The following is a 15,303-nucleotide window of genomic DNA, read 5'->3' on the forward strand; positions in this document are numbered from 1 at the left end:
GCGGGGTGGCCGGCCAGCCACCCCGCAGCGGCCACCGCGGGCCGGCCACCCACGGCGTCAGGAGGCGCGGGCAGCGGTCAGGCCGAGGCGGCGGCCACCGCCGTCCGGGCGACCAGCGCGCGACGCAGGTCGTCGTCGGCGTCGGTCACCACCCGGCGCAGACCGGGGGTCAGGTCGTCGCGGGCCAGCAGCGCCGCGGCCGCCTCCCGGGTGGGCTGCGCCACGGCGTAGCGGGGAAACGCCAGGGCTGCCACCCGGTCGGCTGTCCAGGGGGTACGCAGGTGCGCGGCGGCCGGCATCTCCGCGAAGTACCGATCGACGTACGCGGCGGTCAGGTCGGCCTGCTCGGGCTGCCAGAACCCCTCGGCGATCGCCTCCAGCAGCCGACCGGACAGCGCGGTGTCCCGCACGATGATCTCCCAGGTCGCCTGCTTCACCACCGGGTCGGGCAGCGCCGCCCGGCAGTGGGCGGCCCGTTCCGCGCCCGTGGAGCTGTTGTCGGCGGCGGCCTCGATGGCGATCTCCGCCTCGCCGGCGGCGCCCAGCACCACCAGGCGGCGCAGCACCGCCCAGCGCAGCTCCGCGTCGACCTTCAGACCGGCTGGCACATCCCGGCCGGCGAGCCAACCGACGAGCAGATCCGCGTCGGTGGTCGCGGCGATCCAACCCCGTGCGGCGGCGAGCTGCAACGACTGCCCGGCCGGTGCGCCGTCGAGCAGCCGCTGGCACGTCCCCGCGACCCTGGCCAGCGCCGCGGAGCGGGTCAGCGGGTCGAGGTAGCGGTCGACCAGGGACCGGCTCAGCGTCAGGACGTCCTCCGCGATGATCACCTCGGTCTCGGCGGGCAGCGCGGCGGCCATCAGGTCGACCAGGCCGGTGACCGGCCGCTCGCCGTCGATCGTCGCGTCCAGTGCCTCGCGCCAGAGCACCGCCCGGGCCAGCGGGTCGGTCAGAGCGGGCAGCACCTGCGGGACGACGGCCGCCGACGCCGGGTCGAGGCGCACTTTCGCGAAGGTGAGGTCACCGTCGTTGAGCAGGAACAACCGGGCCGCCGGCTCGCCGGTCAACGCACCGAGAACGGTACGGCCCCCGTCGGCGTTCGGGTCGATGTCCACCTCGTCGCGCCGCGCGCTGCCGTCCAACGAGTAGCGGCCCACGCCGATCCGGTGTGGGCGCAGCACCGGGTACGACTCGGGCGCGGTCTGCACCACTGCCACCTCGCTGTAGAGACCGTCCGCGTCCACGGCGACCTCGGCACGCAGCGTGTTGACCTGCGGGCGGCGCAACCACAGCTCGGCCCAGTCGGACAGGTCCCTCCCGCTGCTGGCGGAGAGGCTGGCCAGCAGGTCGGCGAGGGTGGCGTTGCCGAAGCGGTGTGCGGCGAAGTGCGCGTTCAGGCCGGCGAGGAAAGCCTCGTCGCCGAGCCACGCGACCAGCTGCCGCAGCACGCTGGCGCCCTTGGCGTACGAGATGCCGTCGAAGTTGAGCAGGCCCGCCTCGGCATCGACGACCTCCGGCGGGGCGATCGGGTGGGTGGAGGGCCGCTGGTCGGCGGCGTAGCCCCAGGCCTTGCGCCGCATCGCGAAGGTCGTCCAGGCCTGGTCGAAGCGGGTCGCCTCGGCGGTGACCCGAGTGCCGAGGTATTCGGCGAAGGACTCGTTCAGCCACAGGTCGTCCCACCAGCGCATGGTGACCAGGTCACCGAACCACATGTGCGCCATCTCGTGGGCGATGGTGGTGGCCCGCTGCTCGCGCTCGGTGTCGGTGACCGCCGAACGGAACACGTAGTCGTCGCGGAAGGTGACGATGCCGGGATTCTCCATCGCCCCGGCGTTGAACTCGGGCACGAACGCCTGGTCGTACTTGCCGAACGGGTAGCGCTCGGTGAAGAGCTGGTGGAACCGGTCCAGGCACTGCCGGGTGACGTCGAAGATCTCGTCGGCGTCGGCATCCAGGTGCTCGGCGAGCGACCGACGGCAGTAGATGCCCAGCGGCACGCCGTCGTGCTCGGCCCGCCGGACGTGGTACGGCCCGGCGATCAGCGAGAAGAAGTACGTGGCCAGGGGCTCGCTCGGGGCGAACTCCCAATGCCCGGGGGCCGGGTTGGCGGCCAGCTCGGCGTTGCCCGCGACGATCCACTGCGACGGCGCGGTGACCGAGAGGGTGATCGGCGCCTTGAGGTCGGGCTGGTCGAAGGCGGCGAAGATGCGCTGCGCGTTGTCGAGGAACGACATGGCATAGAGGTACGTCTCGCCGTCGGCCGGGTCGACGAAGCGGTGCATCCCCTCCCCCGTCTTCGAGTACGCCATGTCGGCCTCGACGACGAGCGTGTTCTTCTCGGCCAGCCCGTCGAGCGGCAACCGGTTGTCGGTGTGCAGGCCGGGGTCCAGGTCACGGTCGTTGAGGCGTACACCGTGCAGTTTGACGGGCCTGACCTCGACGAAGGTCGCGGCGCCGGCGGTGGCCCGGAACCGGATCTCGACGCGGGAGCGGAACAGGTCGCCGCCAGCGGTCAGGTCGAGGTCCACCTGATAGGACTCGACAGTAATCGCCGCGCCACGCGCGGTCGCCTCTACACGGGTCAGGCTCGGCATCCGCTTATCCTGCCCGATGGGGATCGGCACCCGGTCACCACACGACCCTCGGCACTGGAGGAAAGAACAATGGCGCAGCACCCCAAGGGCGACTTCGACCTCTCTCGGGCGGTCTGGCAGCGGGCCGAGGGGGACACCTCCGACAGCGCCGTTGAGGTCGCCTTCGTCGACGATCTGATCGGGATGCGCAACTCGGCCGAGCCGAACGGGCCGGTGCTGGTCTTCACCCAGGCCGAGTGGGACGCCTTCGTGGCCGGCGCGCAGGACGGCGAGTTCGACCTGGACTGACCGCGCCCGCCGACCAGTCGGTGGTGGATCGCCGTGCCGGTGCCCATGGTCGGGACACCGGCACGGCCACGCTGGCTGGTTGGCCGGCGCACTGCCGGGTCGGCCACCCGGGGCTGGTGGTCAACCATCGCCGGGGCCGTCGCCGTCGCCCCAACCGAGGCCACCCGGGCCCGGGGCGTGGTGGAAACCGGGATGGTCGGCGACGTCGACGCAGCGCTCTCCGTCCGGGCCGACCGCCCCGCAGAACAGCCGCTCGGCCCGCTGCCAGGCGTCCGCCGGTGACAGGGCCGCCGCACCGAGTGCCACCTCCGAGCGCAGCAGGCTCAGCGCCTCCGCGTACGCCACCGCCAGCTCGCGCGCCTCGGCCGGGCCGGGCGCGGTGAAGCCCAGGTGCACCGTGAAGAACCGGTGCGGACGGGTGGGCCGCCGAGGCGGCCCGATCAGGGACCGCCCGTCGCGGCCTCCGCCCAGTGCCCCGGCCACTCGCCGCTGCCGCCAGTGCGGCGCTCTGTTGTCGCGCATCCGCCCTCCCCGTGCTCGTTTCACCAGCAAACCAGGTTCCGCCGTCCCTGGGAGGGGCCAGCCGAGCGGGGTTCAGCGGCGACGACGGGGGTAAGCGCAGCGGCAAACGCGACCAGCCCCACCTGCGCGTGAGGAGACCCGATGGCGACCATGCCGGCCGACCGCAGCCCGGACAGCACCCTCGCGCTGCTCCGCGCCGGCTACCGGTTCATCGGCGAGCGCTGCGAGCGGTACGGCAGCGACGTCTTCACGACCCGGATCCTGCTCGCCCCGACCATCTGCCTGCGGGGCCGGCCGGCGGCGGAGTTGTTCTACGACAACGACCGCTTCCAGCGCGCCACAGCGATGCCGCTGCGCGTGCAGCGGACCCTGACCGGGAGGGGCGGGGTGCAGGGGCTGGACGGGCCGGAGCACGTCGACCGCAAGGCCATGTTCATGTCGATCATGACGCCAGCGGCGATCCAGCGGCTCGGTCAGCTCTTCGACGACGAGTGGCGGACCCGGGTCGCCGCCTGGGAACGTGCCGGTCCGGTGTCGCTCTACGACGAGCTGGGTCGGCTGCTGACCCGGGTGGTCTGCGCCTGGGCGGGGGTACCGCTGCCCACGTCACAGGTCGAACGCCGCGCCGTCGAGCTGCACGCCATGATCGAGGCCCCGGCGGTGATGGGACCCCGACACTGGCGGGGACGGATCGCCCGGTACCGCGCCGAACGCTGGCTCGCCGACCTCGTCGAACGGACCCGGGTCGGTTTCGCCCCGGCGCCGGCCGGCAGCGCCCTGGCCGTGATCGCCGAATACCGGGACGGGCGCGGCAACCTCCTGCCCCGGCGGATCGCTGCGGTGGAGCTGCTCAACGTGCTGCGCCCGGTGGTCGCCGTCGACCAGTACATGACCTTCGCCGCGCTCGCCCTGCACGATTATCCGGCCTGGCGGGAACGGGTCCGCGACGACGACGAGTCCACCGAGCGTTTCGTCCAGGAGGTACGCCGTTACTACCCGTTCTTTCCGATGGCGGCGGCCCGGGTCCGGCGGTCCTTCGACTGGCAGGGCCACCACTTCCCGAAGGGTCGACGGGTGCTGCTCGACCTCTACGGCACCAACCACCACCCGACGCTCTGGCCACAACCGGAGCTGTTCCGCCCGGAGCGGTTCGCCGGCCGCCGGGTGGACCCGTACGAGCTGATCCCGCAGGGCGGTGGCGACCACTGGGCCGGGCACCGCTGCGCCGGCGAGTGGATCACCATCGACCTGATGAAGCGGGCGGTCACCAACCTGACCACCACCATGCGCTACGACGTGCCGGTCCAGAACCTGGCCCTGGATCTGCACCGGATGCCCGCGCTGCCGCCCCTCGGGCTGACCCTCACCAACGTCCGCCATTCCTCCCGCACGGACGATGATCGTGCGTGGTCGAGGTGACGACGTGACACGGCGGACCGAAGCCCCACCGACCCGCCTACCGATGACGTACGTACTGCCGCTGCGCTGGCACACCGACACCGACACCGACACCGGCCTGACCGAGCTGACCGACTACCTGCGCTGGCTGGGTGACCGGGTGGAGGTGCTCGTTGTCGACGGCTCACCTCCGCCTGTCTTCGCCCGGCACGCCGAAGCGTGGCGAGGGCTGGTCCGGCACCTTCCACCGGATCCGGGTGAGCGTGGGCTCAACGGCAAGGTGCTCGGCGTACACACCGGGGTCCGCGCGGCCGGGCACCAGCACGTGGTGATCGCCGACGACGACGTCCGGTACGACGAGTCCGCGCTGACCGCGGTACACCGGCTGCTGGACCGGGCCGACCTGGTACGCCCGCAGAACTACTTCGACCCGCTGCCCTGGCACGCCTGGTGGGACACCGGCCGCACCCTGCTCAACCGGGCGCTCGGGGCGGACTACCCGGGCACCCTCGCCGTGCGGCGCAGCACCTTCCTCGCCATGGGCGGGTACGACCCGGACGTGCTCTTCGAGAACCTGGAGCTGATCCGCACGGTGCGCGGGTACGGCGGCACCGAGGCGACGCCGGCCTGGCTGTACGTCCGCCGACTACCTCCGGACGCCGCGCATTTCCGTGGTCAACGAGTGCGTCAGGCGTACGACGATCTGGCTCAGCCGGCTCGCCTGCTGACCGCGCTCGCGGTGCTGCCGGCGGTGGCGGTCGCGTCGCGCCGCCCCGGGCTGTTGCTCGGCGCGGTGGCCGGTGTCGTCGCCCTGGCCGAGACGGGTCGCCGCCGCGCCGGCGGCACCCGGGTGTTCCCGCCGGGCACGGCGCTGGCGGCCCCACTCTGGCTGCTGGAACGTGGTGTGTGCGGCTGGCTGGCGGTCACCCGACGCCTCCTGCTGGGCGGCGTCCGCTACGGCGACACCCGAATCCGTCGAGCCGCCAACCCCGCCCCGCGAAACCCACGACTCCCCGCGATCTTGCACTTCCGGTTGGGACATTACCGCCGGTAAACGCATAGAACCCCAGCCGAAACCGCAAGATCGGCGCTGACCTCAACGCGACAGCTCGCGGGCACCGGAGGGTGACCGCGAGCTGTCGTGCTGGTTGGGGGTGTTTCAGGGAGTGGCGTGGTCTTTGACCTGGTGGGCGGCGGACTTCGTGTCGTCCTTGACCGCGTGCACGGCGTCCTGAGCGGTGGACTTCACCGACTCGGCGGCCTGCTGGGCCGGCTCGCGCAGCTCGCTGGCCACCTCGCTCAGCTTCTCCTTCACCGCCCCGCTGTGCTCGCTGACCTTCGCCTTCACCTGGGCGGCGGCCTCCTGCTCGCGGCGGGAAGCCGGGATCAGCGACGAGGCCAGCCAGCCGACCCCGAACGCGATCAGGCCGGCGGCGAGAGGGTTGCCCTGGGACTTCTGCCGGATCACCCGCGGCGCGCTGTGCGCGGCGTCGCTGACAGTGGTCGCCGCCGAGTGCGCGGCGTCGCTGACGCTGGAGGCCGCCGACGAGGCGCGGTCACCCACCGAGTGGGCGGCCTGGCCGGTGCCGTGGCCGAGGTCAGACGCGGTTCCCATGACCTTGTCCCTCACATTCTGCAGAGCGGAACGGGCCCGCTGCTTACGGTCGTCGACGATGCGGCTCGGGCTGACCTTGTACGCCAGCGCGTCCACGTCGGAGCTGAGACTGTTACGGGTGGCTTCGATCTCCCGGCGGATCTGATCGGGATCGGTGCTCATCGGGTGACTCCCTCCGGGTGCGGCTTGAGCGCGTCAGGGATCCGCTGCACGCTGTCGTTCGTCTGCTTGAGCCCGCGTACGTGCTGGGCGTTCTTCTTGGCCTTCGAGTAGAGAACCGCGGCGACCGCTGCCCAGATCACTGCCACGATCAGCGCGGCCAGGCCGGAGTCCATGACGTTGTCCAGGAACTGCCAGATGGCGATGGACACGAACAGGGCCACCATGTAGCCACCGAAGCCGGCACCGCCGAACAGGCCTGCGGCCTTGCCGGCCTTCTTGCCCTCCTGGCGGATCTCAGCCTTGGCCAGCTCGACCTCCTGACGCATCAGCGTCGACAGGTCGGTGGTGACCTGACGCATCAGGTCGCCCAGCGAGCTGCCCTTCACCTCCGCCGCGGTGTGCGGGGCACCCGCGTCGGGGTGGTAACCGGAGTCCAGTCCGGACCCCTGCGTCGGCATGCTCATGCCGTCGCCTCCCTTCGGATGACTCGGTGGCTCACGGGCGAGGGGTGCCGCTGGACGGCACGCCCGGCAGCGGGTCGGTCTGGGTCACCGGCGGCAGCGGCTGGCCGGTGCCGGAGTGCTCCGGGTGATCGCCCCGAGTGGGCTCGGCGTAGTCACCGGGCGCCGAGTCGGCGTAGGTACCGGGCGTCTGGTCGGCGTAGCCACCGGACGTCGGCGGGGTGTGCGTACCGGGGGTCGGGTCGAGGTAGCCGCCCGACGGGACGGCGTCCGGCACCGCGCGGGGCGCGGGCGGCGGCGTCGGGATCACAGCGGTCTGCTCCGGGTCGTACGCCCCGGCGCCCCGGAAGTTCGAGGAACCGTTGCCGGAGTCGTCGCCGGCAGCCGAGATGCCACGGGTCAGCCGGCCGGCCAGCACACCGAGCACCGCTGCGCCGACCAGGAAGGTGCCCGGGTTACGCCGCGCGTAGTCGCGTACCTCGGTGATCAGGTCGCCGGGCTCACGCTCCTCGAGCCAGCCGGCGACGCCGTGCACCCGGTCGGCGGCTTGGCGGGCGAGCTCGCTCACCGGGCCGGCCTGGCCACCCTGCTCGGCCATCGAGCGCATCTCGTCGGCCAGCGAACGCAACCCGCCGGCAGCCCGGCGCTGCTGCTCACCGGTCTGGCTTGCCAGCTGACTGCGGGCCTCGCCGTACAGGTTGCGGGCCTGCCGGGCCGCCTCACGGCCGACCTCGGTGCCCTGCTCCTTGGCGGTCTGGGCGACCGCGCCACCAGCCTGCGCGGCCTCCGACCCGACCTGGCGCGCCTGGTCGCGGACGCCACCGCCGTTGGTCGACTGCTGCCCGTACGTGGAAGACGTAGGTGAAAGATCGTAAGTCATGATTTCCCTTCCGCTCAGAAAGTCGTCGCGGTTGTGCTGGGGGGATGCGGCCCGTTGCTGCGGCCGCTGACTATTGACCTACCCTCCGTTTCGGCTTCCATACCTCTTCGTGCATTTATCTGCGGGGCCCCCTGGTTGGTCTTCAAAATGGAGGATCGTCGGGCTGCGTCACGTCGCCGCTGCGGACAGTGAGGTTCGCGAGATCGGCAGATCCACGGAGGGGGCAGCGATGGCACGAGACGCACGAGGCGGCCGAACGGCCGGACCCCGACCCCGGGTCCAGCTGGCCGCGCTGGTGGTGGCCGGGGTCTTCCTCCTGATCGGCGTCCTCGGCTTCATCCCCGGCATCACCACCGACTACGGCGAGCTGCGGTTCGCCGGGCACCACTCGGACGCCCACCTGCTCGGGCTGTTCCAGGTGTCGATCCTGCACAACGTGGTGCATCTGCTCTTCGGGCTGGTCGGCCTGGTGCTGGCCCGCAGCGTCGCCGGTGCCCGCGTCTTCCTGGCCGCTGGTGGCGCGGTCTACCTCGCTCTCTGGCTGTACGGCCTGGCGATCGAGGCGGTCAACCCGGAGGGCGGCGCGAACATCCTGCCGGTCAATGACGCCGACAACTGGCTGCACCTGGCGCTCGGCTTCGGAATGCTCGCGCTCGGGCTGCTGCTGTCGAACCAGGCCGGCACCGGCGGACGCCTGGACAGCCCCGCCGACCGGCACTGACCTGGGTTTCGGTGCAGCGGGGTTCGGCCGGGCCGAAGCCGGTGACCGTCGAGCACGCCAGCAGCGGCGACGCGGCCGTCAGGCCGCGACCGGCAACCGCTTGGCGAAACAGACGCTGTACGGGTTGCCCACGTACTCGCCGTACACCGGGATCTGCTGGTAGCCACACGCGGAGTAGAGAGCGATCGCGGCCGGCAGGTAGGTGCCCGTCTCCAGGCAGACCACCGACTGCCCCTGCCGGAACGCGCACTCCTCCAGCGCGGCCAGCAACTGACGACCGATCCCCCGCCCCCGGTACGCGGGCCGGACGTACATCCGCTTGACCTCGCCGGTCTCGGCATCGAGTGCCTGGAGCCCGCCGCAGGCGACCGCCCGACCGTTCAGCACCACCGCCAGGTAGCTGACGTCGTCATGGGGGACGAAGACCTGCCCGTCCAACCCGCCATCGGCCTCGCGCAGCTCACGCTGCTGCGCGATGACCATGGCGGCGATCTCCGGATCGGTGGCAGGCCGGGACTCGATCAGCATCACCCCACGCTAGGACGCGTGGATTTCGCGGAGGTTTCCGGAAATCAACCCCACCACGGAGCGCAACGAACTACTCGGCGTCGTCCTCGTCGTCGATGTCATCGTCGATGTCGTCGTCGGAGAGGTCCGCGCCCACCTCGTCCTCCGGCCGCACGCGGCGAGCCTTCCGGGCGGCGAGCCGATCTGCGGCGGAGGCCCGGTTCGACTTCTCCTCCAGGCGGACGTCGGTGCCCCGGTTACCGGGCACGAACTCCACGCCGGCGAAGAGCGTCGGCTGCCAGTCGAACTCGCGCGCGCCGATCCGGACCAGATCACCGGGCTGCGCGCCGGCCTTGGCCAGCTTGTCCTCCACCCCGAGCCGGGCCAGCCGGTCAGCCAGGTAGCCGACCGCCTCGTCGTTGTCGAAGTTGGTCTGCTTGACCCAACGCTCCGGACGCACACCGCGCACAGTGAACGAGCCGTCTGCCTCGGCCGTGATGGTGAAGCCGTCGTCGTCCACGGCGATCGGGCGGATGACGATCCGGGTCGGCTCGGCCGGCGGAGCGGCCTTACGCTCCGCGTCGACCAGCTCGGCCATCGCGTAGGTCAACTCCTTGAGCCCTTCCCGGGTGGCCGCGGAGACCTCGAACACCTGGTAACCGCGCTCCTCCAGGTCGGGGCGCACGATCTCGGCGAGGTCGCGACCGTCCGGCACGTCGACCTTGTTCACGGCGACCAGACGTGGGCGGTCAGCCAGACCGCCGTACTGGCTCAGCTCCGCCTCGATGGCGTCGATGTCGGCCACCGGGTCGCGGCCGGGCTCCAGGGTCGCCGAGTCGATGACGTGCACCAGCACCGCGCAGCGCTCGATGTGCCGCAGGAACTCCAGGCCCAGACCCTTACCGGTGGCCGCGCCGGGGATCAGGCCCGGCACGTCCGCGACGGTGAAGGTGTGGTTGTCCATCCGGACCACGCCGAGGTTGGGCACCAGGGTGGTGAACGGGTAGTCGGCGATCTTCGGCTTCGCGGCGGAGATCACCGAGATCAGCGACGACTTGCCGGCGGACGGGAAGCCCACCAGGCCCACATCGGCGACGCTCTTCAGCTCCAGCACGATGTCCAGTTGGTCGCCGGGCTCCCCCAGCTCGGCGAAGCCGGGCGCCTTGCGCTTGGCGTTGGCCAGCGAGGCGTTGCCCCGCCCGCCGCGCCCACCACGGGCGACCTCGAAGGTGGTGCCGGCGCCGACCATGTCGGCCAGCACCGTACCGTCGGAGGTCTGCACCACTGTGCCGTTGGGCACCTTGAGCACCAGGTTGCGGCCGTTGGCCCCGTCCCGGTTCGAGCCAGCGCCGCCCTTGCCGTTGTCGGCCTTGACGTGCGGGTGGAAGTGGAAGTCGAGCAGCGTGGTCACCTGCGGGTCGACCACCAGGGACACGCTGCCCCCGTGCCCACCGTTGCCGCCGTCCGGTCCACCGAAGGGCTTGAACTTCTCGCGGTGGATCGAGACACAACCGTGCCCGCCATCGCCGGCCTGCAGATGCAGAACGACCCGGTCAACGAACGTTGCCACGGCGTCAATCCTTCCAGCGAGGTCCAACCTCGCACTTCGCGAAAAAGGCTAAGCGGGCCGGGACCCGGAGGTCCGCGGCCCGCTTAAGCCCGAGAACTACTGCTGCGGAACGATGCTGACGGTCTTGCGACCGCGCTTGGTGCCGAACAGGACCGCACCGGCGGACAGCGCGAACAGCGTGTCGTCGCCGCCACGGCCGACCAGGTCACCGGGGTGGAACTTGGTGCCACGCTGCCGGATGATGATCTCACCGGCGCTGACGACCTGACCACCGAAGCGCTTCACGCCGAGTCGCTGGGCCGCGGAGTCACGACCGTTACGCGAGCTGGACGCACCCTTTTTGTGAGCCATTGGAGGACGACCTACTTCCCGCTGGAGATGCCGGTCACCTTGACCTGGGTCAACGGCTGACGGTGACCCTGGCGCTTGTGGTAGCCAGTCTTGTTCTTGAACTTGTGGATCCGGATCTTCGGGCCCTTGGTGTGCGCGGCGATTTCGCCGGACACCGCGACCTCGGCAAGCTTCGCCGCGTCGGTCACCAGGTCGTCACCGTCGACGAGGAGCACCGCGGTGAGCTTCACCGCGTCACCGGGGGCACCGGTGAGCTTCTCGACCTCGATCACGTCGCCCTCGGCGACCTTGTACTGCTTGCCGCCGGTCTTGACGATCGCGTACATCGGAGGCGGACTCCCTGTCGTTGAGGCTGCTGGCGGTCGTTCCCGCAGCGGCTCGCCGGGTAGCAGTGCACGGCGGCGCGGGCACACGGGAACTCGGCACACCAAAGGTGGGCCGCAGGCAAGAGTACGCCATCGCTGGCCCGGACCCCAAACCGGCCCGCCCTGGTCAGCGCTCGCAGAGCTGGTCGAGGCGCTGCTGGAGCCGGTCGAGTTCGGTCTCGTCGATCGACTCGACGTCGGCCCCGAGCGCGGAAACCTCGGCGCCGAGGTCGGTGAGCAGCGTCTTGAGCTGCGGATCGTCGGTCCGCTCCGACTGCTCCCGCAGGACGGTCCGCCAGCCCGCCAGCGCCCCCTCGGCCCGGCTCCGGGCGGCCTCGGCGGTGCGGCTGTCCCCGGCGCCCACCGCCGCGAGCATCCGACCCAGCTCACCCACGTACGTCCGAACGGCAGTGGTGCTGGCCTCCTGTGCGGCGGCGCACACCTGGGTGGCGTCGCCGCCCGCCACACCACCGCTGGCCGGCATGCCGGTCGGGCCCCCAGGGGTGCCAGCGACCGCCGAGCCGGCGTCCTCGGCGGTCCCACCGGTGGAGCAGCCGGCCGCGACGGAGAGCATGGTGAGCAGCGCGGTGACCGCGAGCAGACGGCGCATCTTCTTCTCCTGACCGGGGACAGCCGACCGAGGACCGGGTGGCCACAACGGCGAGGTCCCTCCCCCGTCACTTTGCCGGGAGAGGGACCTCGTCAAACACGTGGCCGGTCAGGCGCTCAGGGGCGGGTCCGCCGACGGGCGCCACCGCGACGCGACCGGCGGCGGCCGCCACCGCCCTCGGTGCTTTCCTCGTCGCCCTCAGCGTCGGCGAGCGCGTCCGGGTCGTCCGCCGCGGCCAACCGAGCCGACTCACCCTGCTGAGCGTCGGAGATCGCCGGTGCGGCGGCGGTGTCCGACTCGTAGCGGGACAGGTCGTAGCCCATGGTGTCCTGGTAGGCGGCGTCCGGCTCGGCAGTGGTGTCGGTGTCGACGACCTCGACAGCGGTCCGCTCGGCCGCGGCCGGGGCGTTCTTGCGCGCCCGGCGACGGGACGAGGGGGCACCCTGCTCGGCCGCCGGGGCGGGAGCCACCGCTGAGGCGACCGCCTTGACCTTCTCCCCCGCGCCGGCGGGACGCGGCTTCTCCGGCACCGGCTCGGTGTGGATGATGACGCCCCGGCCCTTGCAGCACTCGCAGGTCTCGCTGAACGCCTCCAGCAGGCCCGCGCCGATCCGCTTACGAGTCATCTGCACCAGGCCGAGCGACGTGATCTCGGTGACCTGGTGCTTGGTGCGGTCCCGGCCCAGGCACTCAGTGAGTCGGCGCAGCACCAGCTCACGGTTTGACTCCAGCACCATGTCGATGAAGTCGATCACCACGATGCCGCCGATGTCCCGCAGCCGGAGCTGACGGACGATCTCCTCCGCCGCCTCCAGGTTGTTACGGGTGACGGTCTCCTCCAGGTTGCCCCCGGAGCCGGTGTACTTGCCGGTGTTGACGTCGACGACAGTCATCGCCTCGGTACGGTCGATCACCAGCGAGCCGCCGGAGGGCAGGAAGACCTTGCGGTCCAGGCCCTTGATGATCTGCTCGTCGATCCGGTACTCGGCGAAGACGTCGCTCGTGCCGACGTGCCGGCGCACCCGGTCGACCAGATCCGGGGAGACGTGCGACAGGTACGACTCGACCATGTCGTACGACTGCTCGCCCTCGATCACCAGCTCGCGGAAGTCTTCGTTGAACAGGTCCCGGACCACCCGGATGACCAGGTCGGGCTCCCCGTAGAGCAGCACCGGAGCGCCACCCTCGGCAGCCTTGGCCTGGATGTCCTCCCACTGCGCCTGGAGCCGCTTGACGTCGCGGGCCAACTCGTCCTCGGTGGCGCCCTCGGCGGCCGTCCGGACGATCACGCCCGCGCCGTCCGGGACCAGCTTCTTGAGCACGTCCCGCAGTCGCTTGCGCTCGTTGTCCGGCAGCTTGCGGCTGATCCCGGAGGCGTTGCCGTTGGGCACGTAGACCAGGTGCCGGCCCGAGAGCGCGATGTGGCTGGTCAGCCGTGCGCCCTTGTGCCCGATCGGGTCCTTGGTGACCTGGACCAGCACCGAGTCGCCGGAGCGCAGCGCCTGCTCGATCGAGCGGGCCCGCCCCTCCAACCCGGAGGTGTCCCAGTTGACCTCGCCGGCGTACAGCACGGCGTTACGGCCCCGACCGACGTCGACGAACGCGGCCTCCATGCTCGGCAGCACGTTCTGCACCTTGCCGAGGTACACGTTGCCGGCCATCGTCCCGGAGGAATTGCGGGTGACGTAGTGCTCGACCAGCACGCCGTCCTCCAGGACGGCGATCTGGGTGCGGTCACCGCGCTGGCGGACCGCCATCACCCGGTCGACGGCCTCGCGGCGCGCCAGGAACTCCGACTCGCTGAGGATCGGCGGTCGGGTACGGCGCTGCTCCCGACCGTCCCGGCGGCGCTGGCGCTTGGCCTCCAGCCGGGTCGAGCCGGACACACCCTGCACCTCGTCGACGGTCCGACGCGGCTCGCGGATCTTCACCACGGTCGGCACACCGTCGTCCGCCGCACCCTCGGTGTCGCCGGCGCCACGACGGCGGCGGCGACGACGACGACGGGTCAGACCGTCCCCGCCCTCGGACTCCTCGTCCTCGTCGCCCTCGGCTTCGACCTCGGCGGTCTCTTCCTCGTCGGCCTGCGCCGCCTCCTCGGACTCCTCGTCCTCGGCGTCGTCGGCGCCGCCCTTGCCCCGGCCACGGCCCCGGCGACCACGTCGGCGGCGGCGGCGCGCGGCGGCGCTGTCCTCGTCATCCTCATCCGCCTCGGCGGCCTCGTCGGCCTCCTCGGTCGGCTCCTCTTCGGCCTCGACGGCCTCGATCGGCTCCACCGGCTCGGCCTCACGGCGACCACGCCGACGGCGGCGGGACGGCTCGGCGGCTTCCTCGACGGCCGGCTCCTCGGTCGCCGCGGCGGGCTCCACCGGGCGGGTCACCGGCACGGCGTCCGGCTGGGGTGCCATGAACAGCACTGTGGGCGCGGACAGCGCAGCGCGCCGACGACGGGTACGCGGCTGCTCCGGCTCGATCTCGGCCGGCTCGGTCGGCTCATCCGTCACACCGGAGACGGCCACACCCGGTGGCACCTCGCCGGAGCGGTCCTGCGCACCGCTGCTCCAGGCCAGCTCGGCAGCGGACGTGCTCGGGAGGGCCGGGGAGTCGTTCAACTCGGCCTCGGCCTCGCGCAGGTCGGACTCCGCCGGTTCCTCGGTGACGTCCGGCTCCTCGACGACCGGCTCCTCGACCGCGGGCTGCTCGTCGGCCGCGGCCGGCTGCTCGACGGCGGGCGGCTCCTCGACGGCCGCCGGCGTGGCCTTCTTGCGCCGGGTACGGGTCACCTTGACCGGCGGCACCACCTCGGCCGAGGCCGCCTCCGCAGCGGCGGCGACCAGCGGCTCCTCGGCTGTCGTCTCGACGGGGGTGGCCTTGCGGCGACGCCGGGGGGTCTTCGGTGCGACGTCCAGGTCGCCGGAGATCGGGGCGAAGACCTCCGCCTGCGGCGACTCGACGTTGCCGGCGCCACCGGTGGGCGCCTCGATCGGGGCGTCGGTCTGCTCCGGCTGGTTGAGCGGGGCGGCCCGACGACGGGTCGTCCGGGTGCGCCGCACCGGCGCGGCGGGTTCGGCGACCTCAGCGGAAGCGCTCTCCGCCGGTTCCACCGAGGCCGAACCGACAGCCGTGGTGGGGGTCTCGACGGCGCCGCCGTCGGCCGTGGTGCTGTGGTCGGCGCTTGCACCGGCCGGCTGTGAACCGGCCCGTTCGCCGCCCTCGGGCTCGTTCTCGAGCATGGACGTTCTCCAGTTCTGGCTAGCCC

The 15,303-nt window shown here is 71.8% G+C and carries 15 protein-coding genes; 4 read left to right on the top strand and 11 right to left on the bottom strand.

The features are described from left to right. Positions 1 to 77 precede the first annotated feature (77 nt). Entirely contained in the window at positions 78 to 2,594 is a 2,517-nt protein-coding gene (gene pepN, locus AB0B68_RS27955) for an aminopeptidase N (protein ID WP_357263811.1), read from the bottom strand. A gap of 69 nt (positions 2,595 to 2,663) precedes the next feature. On the opposite strand from pepN, the gene AB0B68_RS27960 reads away from it, so the two are divergent. Continuing rightward, positions 2,664 to 2,882 (top strand): DUF397 domain-containing protein, encoded by a 219-nt coding sequence (locus AB0B68_RS27960; RefSeq protein ID WP_124817462.1) that lies wholly within the window; start codon positions 2,664 to 2,666, stop codon positions 2,880 to 2,882. 120 nt (positions 2,883 to 3,002) lie between these two features. Here AB0B68_RS27960 and AB0B68_RS27965 read toward each other — a convergent pair whose 3' ends face one another. Beyond that, a complete protein-coding gene (locus AB0B68_RS27965) occupies positions 3,003 to 3,404 on the bottom strand; it encodes a hypothetical protein (protein ID WP_357263814.1) in 402 nt (133 codons plus the stop codon). 141 nt (positions 3,405 to 3,545) lie between these two features. Here AB0B68_RS27965 and AB0B68_RS27970 point away from each other — a divergent pair, with 141 nt between their 5' ends. Both AB0B68_RS27970 and AB0B68_RS27975 read left to right on the top strand, forming a co-directional pair. Then, entirely contained in the window at positions 3,546 to 4,823 is a 1,278-nt protein-coding gene (locus AB0B68_RS27970; protein WP_357263817.1) for a cytochrome P450, read from the top strand. A 4-nt stretch (positions 4,824 to 4,827) separates the two neighbouring features. Beyond that, positions 4,828 to 5,856 (top strand): glycosyltransferase, encoded by a 1,029-nt coding sequence (locus tag AB0B68_RS27975; protein ID WP_357263820.1) that lies wholly within the window; start codon positions 4,828 to 4,830, stop codon positions 5,854 to 5,856. 105 nt (positions 5,857 to 5,961) lie between these two features. On the opposite strand, the gene AB0B68_RS27980 is transcribed toward AB0B68_RS27975, so the two are convergent. The 3 genes from AB0B68_RS27980 to AB0B68_RS27990 are packed head-to-tail and all read right to left on the bottom strand — an operon-like array spanning position 5,962 to position 7,920. Continuing rightward, the gene (locus AB0B68_RS27980) at positions 5,962 to 6,579 is read right to left on the bottom strand and encodes a DUF3618 domain-containing protein (protein WP_355009310.1); all 618 of its coding nucleotides are present in this window, start codon (positions 6,577 to 6,579) and stop codon (positions 5,962 to 5,964) included. Further along, the gene (locus AB0B68_RS27985; protein WP_355009311.1) at positions 6,576 to 7,043 is read right to left on the bottom strand and encodes a phage holin family protein; all 468 of its coding nucleotides are present in this window, start codon (positions 7,041 to 7,043) and stop codon (positions 6,576 to 6,578) included. The genes AB0B68_RS27980 and AB0B68_RS27985 overlap by 4 nt, the downstream gene beginning before the upstream one ends. A gap of 31 nt (positions 7,044 to 7,074) precedes the next feature. Next, the gene (locus AB0B68_RS27990) at positions 7,075 to 7,920 is read right to left on the bottom strand and encodes a hypothetical protein (protein ID WP_357195384.1); all 846 of its coding nucleotides are present in this window, start codon (positions 7,918 to 7,920) and stop codon (positions 7,075 to 7,077) included. A 229-nt stretch (positions 7,921 to 8,149) separates the two neighbouring features. On the opposite strand from AB0B68_RS27990, the gene AB0B68_RS27995 reads away from it, so the two are divergent. After that, positions 8,150 to 8,641, top strand: a complete 492-nt coding sequence (locus AB0B68_RS27995) for a DUF4383 domain-containing protein (protein WP_357195381.1) — start codon at positions 8,150 to 8,152, stop codon at positions 8,639 to 8,641. A 78-nt stretch (positions 8,642 to 8,719) separates the two neighbouring features. On the opposite strand, the gene AB0B68_RS28000 is transcribed toward AB0B68_RS27995, so the two are convergent. From AB0B68_RS28000 to AB0B68_RS28025, 6 genes are all read right to left on the bottom strand, one after another. Next, positions 8,720 to 9,169, bottom strand: coding sequence for a GNAT family N-acetyltransferase (locus AB0B68_RS28000; RefSeq protein WP_355009314.1), 450 nt, complete (start codon positions 9,167 to 9,169; stop codon positions 8,720 to 8,722). A 70-nt stretch (positions 9,170 to 9,239) separates the two neighbouring features. Continuing rightward, entirely contained in the window at positions 9,240 to 10,718 is a 1,479-nt protein-coding gene (gene obgE, locus AB0B68_RS28005; RefSeq protein WP_357195377.1) for a GTPase ObgE, read from the bottom strand. 96 nt (positions 10,719 to 10,814) lie between these two features. Then, positions 10,815 to 11,069, bottom strand: a complete 255-nt coding sequence (gene rpmA / locus AB0B68_RS28010; protein ID WP_007464062.1) for a 50S ribosomal protein L27 — start codon at positions 11,067 to 11,069, stop codon at positions 10,815 to 10,817. An 11-nt stretch (positions 11,070 to 11,080) separates the two neighbouring features. Beyond that, positions 11,081 to 11,395 carry a 50S ribosomal protein L21 gene (gene rplU / locus AB0B68_RS28015; protein ID WP_007464063.1) on the bottom strand — a complete coding sequence of 105 codons (315 nt, stop codon included), beginning with the start codon at positions 11,393 to 11,395 and terminating at the stop codon, positions 11,081 to 11,083. 166 nt (positions 11,396 to 11,561) lie between these two features. Next, a complete protein-coding gene (locus AB0B68_RS28020) occupies positions 11,562 to 12,044 on the bottom strand; it encodes a hypothetical protein (protein WP_357195374.1) in 483 nt (160 codons plus the stop codon). A gap of 116 nt (positions 12,045 to 12,160) precedes the next feature. Then, positions 12,161 to 15,277: an Rne/Rng family ribonuclease gene (locus AB0B68_RS28025; RefSeq protein ID WP_357263823.1), complete on the bottom strand. Its 3,117-nt coding sequence runs from the start codon at positions 15,275 to 15,277 to the stop codon at positions 12,161 to 12,163. Positions 15,278 to 15,303: the final 26 nt, after the last annotated feature.

The organism is Micromonospora sp. NPDC049049, assembly GCF_040649115.1.
In the GTDB taxonomy this organism is placed as follows: domain Bacteria; phylum Actinomycetota; class Actinomycetes; order Mycobacteriales; family Micromonosporaceae; genus Micromonospora.